At 53.4% G+C, this 11458-nt stretch carries 11 protein-coding genes; 5 read left to right on the top strand and 6 right to left on the bottom strand.

The window, feature by feature from the left end; genetic code table 11:
- From AC06ND_RS08860 to xseA, 4 genes are all read right to left on the bottom strand, one after another.
- Positions 1-1841, bottom strand: a 1841-nt coding sequence (locus AC06ND_RS08860) for a glycogen debranching enzyme N-terminal domain-containing protein (protein WP_475678620.1), incomplete at its 3' end; no start/stop codon positions are given.
- 29 nt (positions 1842-1870) lie between these two features.
- Complete coding sequence (locus AC06ND_RS08865) at positions 1871-3826, bottom strand: alpha amylase C-terminal domain-containing protein (protein ID WP_475678621.1); 1956 nt, start codon at positions 3824-3826, stop codon at positions 1871-1873.
- The gene (locus AC06ND_RS08870) at positions 3823-4002 is read right to left on the bottom strand and encodes an exodeoxyribonuclease VII small subunit (RefSeq protein WP_475678622.1); all 180 of its coding nucleotides are present in this window, start codon (positions 4000-4002) and stop codon (positions 3823-3825) included. Before AC06ND_RS08870 ends, AC06ND_RS08865 begins: the two co-directional genes overlap by 4 nt.
- A gap of 40 nt (positions 4003-4042) precedes the next feature.
- Complete coding sequence (gene xseA, locus AC06ND_RS08875) at positions 4043-5173, bottom strand: exodeoxyribonuclease VII large subunit (protein WP_475678623.1); 1131 nt, start codon at positions 5171-5173, stop codon at positions 4043-4045.
- 69 nt (positions 5174-5242) lie between these two features.
- Here xseA and yihA point away from each other — a divergent pair, with 69 nt between their 5' ends.
- From yihA to der, 4 genes are read left to right on the top strand one after another with little or no spacing between them, the layout of a single operon-like run.
- Positions 5243-5851 carry a ribosome biogenesis GTP-binding protein YihA/YsxC gene (gene yihA, locus AC06ND_RS08880; protein ID WP_475678624.1) on the top strand — a complete coding sequence of 203 codons (609 nt, stop codon included), beginning with the start codon at positions 5243-5245 and terminating at the stop codon, positions 5849-5851.
- Between the two features lie 2 nt (positions 5852-5853).
- Positions 5854-6804, top strand: coding sequence for a ribose-phosphate diphosphokinase (locus AC06ND_RS08885; protein ID WP_475678625.1), 951 nt, complete (start codon positions 5854-5856; stop codon positions 6802-6804).
- Between the two features lie 15 nt (positions 6805-6819).
- The gene (locus tag AC06ND_RS08890) at positions 6820-7086 is read left to right on the top strand and encodes a hypothetical protein (protein ID WP_475678626.1); all 267 of its coding nucleotides are present in this window, start codon (positions 6820-6822) and stop codon (positions 7084-7086) included.
- Positions 7083-8390 carry a ribosome biogenesis GTPase Der gene (der, locus tag AC06ND_RS08895; protein WP_475678627.1) on the top strand — a complete coding sequence of 436 codons (1308 nt, stop codon included), beginning with the start codon at positions 7083-7085 and terminating at the stop codon, positions 8388-8390. The genes AC06ND_RS08890 and der overlap by 4 nt, the downstream gene beginning before the upstream one ends.
- A 15-nt stretch (positions 8391-8405) precedes the next feature.
- On the opposite strand, the gene AC06ND_RS08900 is transcribed toward der, so the two are convergent.
- Together AC06ND_RS08900 and rsgA are read right to left on the bottom strand one after the other, a co-directional pair.
- Positions 8406-9893 carry an MATE family efflux transporter gene (locus tag AC06ND_RS08900; RefSeq protein ID WP_475678628.1) on the bottom strand — a complete coding sequence of 496 codons (1488 nt, stop codon included), beginning with the start codon at positions 9891-9893 and terminating at the stop codon, positions 8406-8408.
- A 3-nt stretch (positions 9894-9896) separates the two neighbouring features.
- The gene (gene rsgA, locus AC06ND_RS08905; RefSeq protein ID WP_475678629.1) at positions 9897-10853 is read right to left on the bottom strand and encodes a ribosome small subunit-dependent GTPase A; all 957 of its coding nucleotides are present in this window, start codon (positions 10851-10853) and stop codon (positions 9897-9899) included.
- Positions 10854-10956: 103 nt separating this feature from the next.
- Here rsgA and AC06ND_RS08910 point away from each other — a divergent pair.
- A partial coding sequence (locus tag AC06ND_RS08910) for a polyprenyl synthetase family protein (protein WP_475678630.1) occupies positions 10957-11458 on the top strand: 502 nt, incomplete at its 3' end.

Here is an 11458-nt window from a genome sequence, read left to right on the forward strand (position 1 = left end):
GGGTCTCCATCGTAGAGCTCAGAGAAGCAGCCGACACCGTGCTTGCTGATGTCTTCATAGAAGCCCTCTACGAGGAACTCCGCTCTCTTGAGGCATGAAGGTCCGCTCATCCTGAACCTGCACTCGATATATGGTGCGAGGAGCTCGGTCCTGGTGCAACCCTGATGGTATGCAAGGTCGCGCTCCATCTGTGAGCCCTCGTATACGCCCTTGTATGCGATGTTGCGAGGAGAAAGGGTACGGATTCCCCTCTTGGTGAGGAGCTCGTACTTGATGGTTCTCATTACCGAGAGCTTCACCTCGTCATCAAGAAGCTGATATGGTACGTATACCGCGAAGAGCATGTTAGGGCGAACCTCGAACTTCTGACCTGCGTTGTCGACATAATCAGAGAGATAGCCTGTAGAAGGGATGAGGAAGGTCTTCTGGAAGTTAGCCTTCACGAGATCCCTTACCGGAGCCCACTTCTTCACGAACTCGCTCTCTGGTGACTCGTACTTGCTCTCCATCTCGATTGCGAAGCAGAGTGCGTTATACCACCATGCGTTGGTGTCTACCTGGTAGCCCGCCCTCTCGGTCACAGGGTTACCGTCAATATATGCGTTCATCCATGAGAGCGCAGTGCGATACATCTGCGCCCAGAGAAGTCCGTTAGGATGGAGAGTGATCTCGTTCCTTCTTCCTGGGCCATAGCTCTCGATGATGCCCTTGAGGGTCTCACCATACTTGTTCCACACGCGAGCCTCGTCACCGGCGAAGGCGATGTACTGCTGGAGCACGTCGGTCACACGGAGAGGAGCCTCGACCTGAGTGGTCCTGTGGAAGAGTCTCTCCTGCTCGTCTGCGATGAGGTTGTCAAGGATTTCCTCGAACTCGCCGCAGTCTCCGGTAGCGAATAGGGTAAGGCCTGGGAGCGATACGAGGGTCTCACGGAGAAGACCGGTATAGAGCCAGGTGAAACCGGCATTGATCTGGAGCTTACCGTTTCGGTTGCACTTGAGGAGCTCGGCGTTCCTTACGAGGAGCTCATGGTTGGTAGTGACGTGATCAAGCTTGGCGTACTGAGAATTGAACTTCCTCTTGAGCTGCTTAGGATCGATCTCGTCCACTGAAGCCGAGAACACGAATGAGTCACCCGCCTTCACCTCAAGCGAGAATGTTCCCGGAACCCAGAGATCCTCCTTGCAGTCGAATCCGCGTCTGTACTCATCCGAGTAAGTGATTCCGTCATACCAGTAAGGCTGATACCTGAAAGGAGCCTCGCAGCTGAGCTGCATGTTGAGGTCAGGGTAGCCAGGATACATACGGAATGAGACGCCACCATCGACCTGATGACATCTTGTGTCGACGTCAGCGTTCTTCTTGGTGAGGGCGTTCACGCTCCTGAATGCGAGGAATGGCTTAAGTGTGAAAAGGATCTTCGAAGGGGATTCGAGAACCTGATACTTGATCATGACCTGGTCTGTGTCCTGGGACATGATGAAGGTCTTGCTGATGAGCACGTCACCCACCTTGTAGGTGATGGTTGGAGCCACGTCAGCATTGAAGTCCACAATGTACTTGTGTCCTCTCGGTTCATAGACGTTGTCGTAGTTATGAATACCGAGGTTGAACTGGTGACCTGCGATGTTGATGCTCTCGTCAAGAGATGACAAGAGCATGTGTGTGCCACCGCCGAAGCCATCTACTGGAACTGCGAGCAGACCGTGATAGCGGCGGGTGTTGCAGGACACGATGGACGTGTTGCAATATGCGCCGGTCCTGTTCGCGAGGATGATTTCCCTCTTGAGCGAATAAGACAGGTTCACGAGTTCGCTTTTATTGAACTTAAGGAATGCCATAGGCAATTATTATATCTATAAATTTTCTTTTATTTCTTCTTCAGTACCAGAGCGGTTCTCGATGGGAGATAGAGATACAGCGTCTGGTCAACAACAAAATGGGTCTCCCCTTTCTTAATTCTTGAGAAACCGTCATATTCCGCTTCGTCAGTATCAAGGACTATATCCCATACGCCTTCCGGTACTGGGATGCCATAGTCGGTGAACGACTGCTCCGGATTGAAATTGAGCGCAAAGATACAATCCAATCTTCTGAATACCAATATTTTTTTCTCCTCGTCCTGGACGATGAGCTCAGGTTTCGCGTCAAGTATGCCTTCTGAGCGTACCAGACCAATCATATCCCTGTCGAAATTTCGCAGGTCACGATAGCGGAGGAAAGGAGATTCTGCGAGCGACCACTGCCTGCGGGCATGGGCATGAGACCAGTTGTTTCCCTCTCGAGGGAAGTCAATCCACTCCGGCTGACCGTACTCGTTGCCCATGAAGGTAAGGTATCCGTCACCACAGGTACCGATGGTCGCGAGACGTATCATCTTGTGAAGCGCGATACCCCTGTCGACTACCGGAGACTGGGATCCCTTGTTCATGGAAGTATACATCTCCGCATCGATCAGACGGAAGATGATGGTCTTGTCACCCACCATCGCCTGATCGTGGCACTCGGCATAGCTGATGGTCTTCTCGTCCTCTCGCTTGTTGGTGAGCTGCCACCAAATCTCGCCGACGCTCCACTGGTCGTCGGTCAGGGTCTTGATCCACTTTATCCAATTGTCGGCAACGCCCATGCTCATGCGGAAGTCGAAGCCGACGCCGCCATTCTCGAAAGGAGCTGCGAGGCCGGCCATGCCGCTTACGTCCTCTGCGATTGTGATGGCATCCGGATTCACCTCGCGGACGAGCATGTTCGCAAGGGCAAGATAAGCCACGGCGTTCTCGTCGACGCCCTCGTTGAAATAGTTATCGTATCCGACGAAATCCTTTCCGAGTCCATGGTCCCAGTAGAGCATGCTGGTGACACCGTCGAAACGGAAGCCGTCGAGGTGATACTCCTCCATCCAGAACTTCACGTTCGCAAGGAGGAAACACTTCGTCTCGTTCTTGCCGTAATCGAAACAGCGGCTGTCCCATGCAGGATGATGTCCCTGCCATCCTGTATAGAAATAGAGATCCTCGCGACCGTCGAAGTTGCTGAGGCTCTCGGCCTCGTTCTTGACCATGTGGGAGTGGACGATATCCATGATTACCGCGATTCCGCGACCGTGGGCGTCATCCACCAGCCTCTTGAATTCCTCCGGAGTGCCGAAACGCGAGCTGAGCGCGTAGAAATTCGAAACCTGATAACCGAAGGATCCGTAATATGGATGCTCCTGGAGGGCCATGATCTGGAGGGTGTCATAACCGAGCTCCGCGACCTTCGGAAGGACGTTCTGACGGAACTCCTCGAAGGTGGCGACCTTCTCCTCCTCCGAGCTCATACCGATATGGCACTCATAGATCAGCGGATGGTTGCGACGCGATGGAGCAGCATTCTTCCAGACATAAGGGACAGGGTCCCAGACCTGGGCACAGAAAGTCTTGGTCACAGGGTCCTGGACTGCTCGGGTCGCGTATGCAGGTATCCTCTCGCCAGCTCCACCTGGCCATTCGATGAAGAGCTTATAGAGCGTACCGTGGGAAAGGAACATGCTGCCAAGTTCAATCTCCCAGTTTCCGCCTCCGCAAGGACGGAGGGCGTAGGCGTCCGCCCTCTTCCAGTTGTTGAACTCGCCGATGAGATAGACCCTGGTCGCATTCGGAGCCCACTCACGGAACACCCATCCGGTCTTGGTGCGGTGCATTCCGTAGAAAAGGTGGTTATTGATTCCTGCGCTGAGGCTGCCGTTCACGGCAAACTCGTCATAGATCTTGAGTATGTTCTCATGACGGGCATCGATCGCGTCCTTGTAGGGCTCCAGCCATGAGTCATTTTCGTATATCATCATAGTTCTTCTACTTTTTCTCTTGCTGTCCTAAGATATTCGCGGCACTGCTCGACGAGCTCTGACGAACGGGCTATGTACCTGTCGATATCCTCGATTCCGGTATCGGGATCCTCGACCTTCGCCGCTATCCTTTCTAGTTCCTTTACGGCTACGCCGTAGTCAAAAGGTTCCTTCATCATATATTCAATACTGATTATTCAGGATTTTGTTTCATTTTCATCCGACTTTTTCCCCGGTTTTTTCGATGCTGCCCACGACCGCGCGAACGCTGCCGTCAGGGAACATGATGGTCATCTTCTCTCCCGGTTTGAGCGAAGCGGCCGAACGAACCACCTTGCCATCCTCTCCGAGGGTCAGGGTATAGCCTCTGGAAAGTATGTTTCGAGGATCCGCCGCGAGTATCCTGACGCGGAGGTTATCAACCCTGGATTGCATCATCGCAACCTTGTTCATGAAAGCTAGCTTAAGCCTCGTAACATAAGAGGCAATCCTCTCATCCTCAGTAATATAGATATCGATGAGCCAATCTGCCAGAGCCGTCGGAGTCTTGACGAAATGATTTGCCACCATGTCTGCGACATGATAGTCCTGATCATGCCCGATCGCAGTCAGCACAGGCAAAGGACAACGCGCTATTGCACTCGCGATCAGGTACTCGTCGAAGCATGCCAGGTCAAGCTTCGCACCACCGCCTCGCATGATCATCACGACATCATACGAAGGCCTTGCTGAAGCCACCTCCGAAAGGGCAGAAGCAATGGATTCAGGAGCTGCCGTGCCCTGCATCACGGCCGGGAAGAGATCGACCTGGAAGACGAATCCGTATTCGTTCTCGGAGAGGTGCTTCATGAAATCGCGGAAGCCAGCCGCATCCGGTGCGGAAACGACCGCGACCCTGTACGGAAGTGCTGGCGGAGCAAGCTCCTTCTGCATATCCATGAGTCCTTCGGAAACAAGCCTGTCGATGGTCTTCTGACGAGCGTCTTCCTTGGCCCCAAGAGTAAACTCAGGATCGATGTCGATGACGACTAGAGAGAGCCCGTAGAGCTGGCTGTAGCTGACTTCCACTTCCATCAGAACTTCCATTCCTTCAGCAAGTTCCGACTGAGTCACTTCGCGAAAATATGCGGATATGATTCTCCAGTTTGAAGCCCATGCGACGGCACGGACCTTTGCGATCAGACCACGGTCATCACTCTGGGAAAGCTCCATGTAGCAATGACTCCCATAGCGGGCCTTAAGGCTGCTTATCTCAGCCTTGACCCATGTCCTTCCGGGACAAGAAATCTCGATGGCTTCCTTGACTCTGGTCTGAAGCTCAAACAAATCGACAAATTCTTTCTCCATGGTCCTTAACCCACCTTACAAATATACAAAATATTAGTTATATTTGCGCCCGATTATAAGAACGCCCTGATGAAAATTTCCGAAGCACTCTTCGCTGGAAGCAGCACCCGCATCTCAGAGAGGCCTAAGCAGGCTTTCCCTGAGTTCGCATTCATCGGACGCTCAAACGTCGGAAAGTCATCCCTGATCAACATGCTCTGCGGCAACCACAAGCTCGCAATGACGTCCAGCAAGCCGGGAAAGACCAAGCTCGTGAACCACTTCCTCATCAACAGAAGCTGGTATCTCGTAGACCTTCCAGGTTACGGTTTCGCCAACATATCGGCGACCGGCAGGCGTCAGCTCGAGCAGATCATCCGCAACTACCTGAACCTCTCTCCTGACCTCACATGCCTGTTCGTACTCATCGACTCGAGACACGACATCGGCAAGGTGGACATGGATTTCCTCACGGAACTCGGGCAGAGCAACATTCCTTTCGCCATCATCTTCACCAAGGCCGACAAGCAGGGCCCGAACGTGACCAAGGCGCAGGTCGAGAAGTGCAAGGAACAGATACTGGAATTCTGGGAGGAGCTTCCTCCTGTATTCGTATCGTCGTCACAGACCGGGATGGGAAAAGAAGAAATACTAAACTACATAGATTCGGTGCTCACCACCATTAAACAGGAACAATAGCAATGAACAACATGCATCCATTGAAGGTCTTTGCCTGCAGAAATTCTCAGGCTTTCGGTGAAAAGGTCGCTCAATATCTCGGCACTACGCTGGGAAAGTCTTCGACAGACGTATTCAGCGACGGAGAAATCCAGCCAGTGTATGAAGAAAGCGTCCGTGGCGCAACCGTCTTCATCATCCAGTCGACCTGCCCTCCTGCAGAGAACCTCATGGAGCTCCTTCTCATGGCCGACGCCGCAAGAAGAGCATCTGCGCACAAGGTCATCGCAGTACTTCCTTACTTCGGATGGGCCCGCCAGGACCGCAAGGACCGTCCACGCGTATCCATCGGCGCGAAGCTCGTAGCCAACATGCTTACCGCAGCCGGCTGCGACAGGGTCATGACCTGTGACCTTCACGCAGATCAGATCCAGGGGTTCTTCGACATCCCAGTCGACCACATCTATGCTAGCACGGTATTCATTCCTTTCCTCAAGAGCCTCAAGCTCCCTAACCTTGCCATCGCAGCTCCTGACATGGGCGGTGCAAAGAGGGCAAACATCTACGCCAAGTATCTCGAGTGCCCTGTGATCATCTGCCACAAGACCAGAGCAAAGGCAAACGTAGTGGGCAGCATCACCGCGATCGGTGACGTAGAGGGCAAGGACGTGATCATCATCGATGACATGGTGGACACCGCAGGTACTCTCACCAAGGCAGCAGACGTGCTCAAGGGTATGGGAGCAGCCAGCGTGCGTGCATGTATCACCCACCCTGTTCTCTCTGGCCCTGCATACCAGAGGATCAAGGACTCACAGATCGAGGAACTCATCGTTTCCGATACCCTCAAACTCTCTGACGACCCAGCAGACGACAAGAGCAAGATCACTGTGATTCCTCTCGAGGAGACTTTCGCCAACATCATGAGATGTGTCTACAACTACGGATCCATCTCAGAGGAAATGACTTTCTAGTCAATACTTTACATTATGGTATACCTTGTCACTCTGGCCATCGTGGCCCTCTGCGTCATCGGCCTCTGCTTCAACATCATCTTCCGCAAGGACGGTGAGTTTCCCGATACGGAGATCAGCAGTAACAAGGAGATGAGAAAACTCGGCATCCGTTGTGCCAAGGAGGAGGAAATGCGCCTCTGGGGCAAGAAGAACGGAGCCAATGGACACCCCACCTGCAGCGATTCATCATGCAGTGATTGCGCTAGCTGCGGGTTATATAAAAAGGAGGAACTAATATGAGCTTATTAGCAATTGTCGGACGTCCAAACGTCGGCAAATCAACACTTTTCAACCGCCTGGTAGGCATGAGGCAGGCCATCGTAGACGAGACTGCAGGTGTAACCAGGGACCGACACTATGGAAAAAGCGAGTGGTGCGGCCGCGAATTCAGCGTGGTCGACACAGGCGGATACACATCAAATTCAGACGATATCTTCGAGGAGGAGATCCGCAAGCAGGTGGTTCTCGCAGTCGAGGAAGCTGACGTCGTGCTCTTCATGGTAGAAGCACAGACCGGCATCACCGACTACGATTCAGAGATCGCTGACATGCTCCGCAGAAGCGGCAAGCCTGTCATCCTCTGCTGCAACAAGGTAGACTCAGGAGAGAAGATGTATGACTCTTACCAGTTCTACAATCTCGGCCTCGGTGAGGTATGGAGCATCTCCGCAGCAAACGGAGGCGGTACCGGAGACCTTCTCGACGAGATCTGCAGGCAGCTCCCTGAAACCGACGCTGCCGACGACGAGCATCCGGAGCTCCCGCATATCGCCATCGTAGGTAAGCCTAACGTAGGAAAGTCATCGATGACCAACGCTCTCCTCGGAGTCGAGAGAAACATCGTGACCCCTCTCGCAGGCACCACCAGAGATTCCATCTCGACCCTCTACAACAAGTTCGGATACGAGTTCATGCTCGTGGACACCGCCGGAATGAGGAAGAAGAGCAAGGTTCACGAAGACCTCGAGTTCTACTCAGTCATGAGGGCGATCCGCGCTATCGAGCACTCTGACGTCTGCATCCTCATGGTGGACGCACAACAGGGTATCGAAGCTCAGGACATGGCCATCTTCAACCTCATCCAGAAGAACAGGAAAGGCTGCGTGATCGTCGTGAACAAGTGGGACACCGTCGAGAAGGACAGCAACACCATGAAGGAGTATATCGAGGGAATCAAGGCCCGCATAGCTCCGTTCAACGACATTCCTATCGTCTACACCTCTGTGCTCAACAAGCAGAGGTTCATGGACGTTCTCGTGGAGGCGATGCACGTATACCGCAACTACTCACAGAAGATCAGCACCTCTCACCTCAACGATGAGATGCTCCCAGAGATCGAGAACTACCCTCCACCAGCATGGAAGGGAAAGTACATCAAGATCAAGTACGCAACCCAGCTTCCTACGAAGTTCCCTTGCTTCGCGTTCTTCTGTAACCTTCCGCAGTATATCCGCGACCCATATCGTCGCTTCGTGGAGAACAGGCTCCGTGAGAAGTTCGACTTCACAGGCTGCCCTATCCAGATCTACTTCAGGCAGAAGTAATCATAGTAGAAGAGGCTATGCGAGGGAACCGTAGACGGCCTTGCGATAGCGGAGGGTGAGGACGACCGTGCGCGCAAGGAGATGCGCAAAATAGGCCGCCATCAGAAGATGCACAGCTGACTCGTCGGTAGCATGGAAACCGGCGATGGCTGTCGAAGGATTGAAGAACCAGATCCCACCGAACCACACTGCGAAGAAGGCGACGGCTGCCCAGATCATCGCGTTACGCACATAAATGGTAGACGTAGCACCGATGTAGATTCCATCCCATGCGAATGCCGCACAACCAGCGACTGGCATCAGAAGGAGCCATGGAATATAGGACTTAGCCGTTGTCACGACGACAGGATCCGTGGTCATCATCTTCAGAAGAGGAACTCCACCGAAGCCATAGATGAACATGAAGAGAACGGACAGTGCGCCGCACCACACGAAGTTCCATCGGATAGACTGGCTGAGGCTGTCAAGATCCTTCGCACCTATATATTTGCCTGTCATCGCCTCACCTGCATAAGCGAAGCCGTCGGTAAAGTACGAGAATATCATCAGAAGCTTCATCATGATCGAACAGGTCGCGAGGAGGACATCCCCGTAGCGGGCCGAGATGACAGTGAAACCGATATAGATTGCGATAAAGCAGAGGCTACGCACGAACACGTCGCCGTTCATCGAAAAGAACTTGCCTGTGTCCGTACCCTTGAAAGACCTGGCGATGTCGGAGAGTCCTATCTTTCCGAACACCTTCCTGCGATACTTGACCATGAGGAAGATGCATGCGCAAAGAAGTCCCGAGTACTGAGCAGCGACGGTACCGTAAGCCACTCCGGCGAATCCGAGTCCATGCCAGCCGTTTCCACCCGCCATCCATGCAAATCCCAGAGAAAGGAAGATGCTTGCGATGATGTTGACTCCGTTCACTACGAGGTCGGTAACCATGGCGCTGACGCTGTCCTGCATACCGATGAACCAACCTTTGAAAGCCATCAGAGATAGTGTCGCAGGGGCAGCCCATATCCTTATGAAGAAGTATTGAGTTGCGAGCTGACGCACCTCCGGAGTACATTTCACCACGAGGAAAGCCGCATTCACGAATAACCACTGGATGGCAATGAGCACGAAAGCAGTGGCCATCGCGATACCGATGCTTCGCAGCAGGGAATCGGCACAGTCACGACGCGCATGCTCCGCATCCTCTGAGACCGCCCCCACAGGAAGGCCAGCCGCAGCAAGGGCCGCCTGCCAGCGTCCATAAGCCTGCGCCGTAAGACCACCGGTAGAAACCCTCAGGAATCCGAAATTCCAATAGAGAAGGTCGAAGAGCATGGTGCCGATTGCTATGCCGCCGATAAGAGCAGCCGTGCTGAAGCCTCCGGTAATGCCGACGTCGCCACCGATGTGACCGACAACCGCGATGTCTACCATTCCCACGAGGGGCACCGTTATGTTCGCGAATATGCTTGGTATGGCAAGCTTGAGGATTTCCTTGTTTATTCCACGCTTCATTTTCTAACGATATTTACCCTCATCCTCGAGCATTCCGAGGTATGAGCTGTAGCGTTCAGGGGTGATGGTACCCTCCTCCACCGCGAGCTTGACCGCACAGCCAGGCTCATGAGTGTGGGTACATGGGGAGAAGCGGCAATCCTCAGACGCACGGAGCATCTCCGGGAAGTAGAGCGCAATCTCCTCCTTCTTGAGGTCGACAAGTCCGAAGCCCCTGATGCCGGGAGTATCCACGATGTAACCAGAGCCGCCGTCAGCGACGCTGAAACGGTACATCTCGTAGAAGGTAGTGGTATGCTTGCCCTGAAGATGGACATCTGAAATTTCACCGGTCCTAGGTTCCAGGCTAGGATCTATGGCCTTGATCATCGAAGACTTGCCCACTCCCGACTCGCCGGAAAAGAGAGTCACCTTGTCCCTGCAGAGCTCGCGCAGCTCAGAGATGCCCTCCCCTGTCTTCGTGGAAGTCTCGATCACGCGGTATCCTGCCGACTCGTAGATGGACTTGAAGGCCTCGACCTCCTCCTTCGCAGCATCCCTGTACATATCGACCTTGTTCAGGACTATGATCGCCGGAACGTTATATACCTCGCATGTAACTAGTATCCTGTCCAAGAAAGGAAGCTTGATCTCCGGGAACATCAGCGAGGTGATGATCACTGCCTGATCAAGGTTCGCAGCAATTATGTGGTTCTGTCGTGAAAGGTTTGTCGACTTCCTGATGACATAGTTGCGACGTGGATGGATGGAAGTGATGGCCGCCATGCTGTCACCCTCTGCAGCATCGTCAAGCTCATAGTCGACGAGATCGCCCACGGCCACCGGATTGGTCGCCGTGCTACCCTTGAGGCGCACCTTTCCACGGAGGACTGCCGGGAAGAGATTCCAACCCGGGAGTTCGGTCAGCAGATAATGGCTGCCGGTATGCTTGACTACTGTCGCAGTACCCTTCATCTTCATTCAGGCTCAAGCCTAAAAAGGCTTCTTCAACGTATTGACTTGAAAATTTGTGCAAAGATATGATTTTTCCCGACTATATTTGTAGGATAAACAACTCAGTGACATGATTACCGAAGTACAGATCGACGCATGCGTCAAGGACCTTTTCGCAAACATTGAATTCACCAAGGAGCCAGCAGGACTCTACGACCCGCTCAGATACATGATCGGCATCGGAGGAAAGAGGATACGACCTCGTCTCTGCATCCTTGCCTATTCGCTCTTCAAGGAAGAGATCGGAAACGAGATTCTCGAACCTGCGGCTGGTCTTGAGGTATTCCACAGCTTCACTCTCATCCACGACGACATCATGGACAATGCCGACGTGCGCAGGGGCGTGCCGACCGTATGCAGGAAGTGGGACGACAACACTGCCATCCTCTCGGGTGACGTGATGTGCATCGACAGCTACAAGAGGATGGGCAAGGCACCTGCGGCCGTGCTCGGAAAGGTCATGGAACTGTTCAGCAACACAGCGGCCCAGGTCTGCGACGGCCAGCAGTATGACATGGACTTCGAGAACCGCGAGAGCGTTCCGATGAGCGAGTACATGAACATGGTCGGGC

The organism is Candidatus Cryptobacteroides sp., assembly GCF_056207615.1.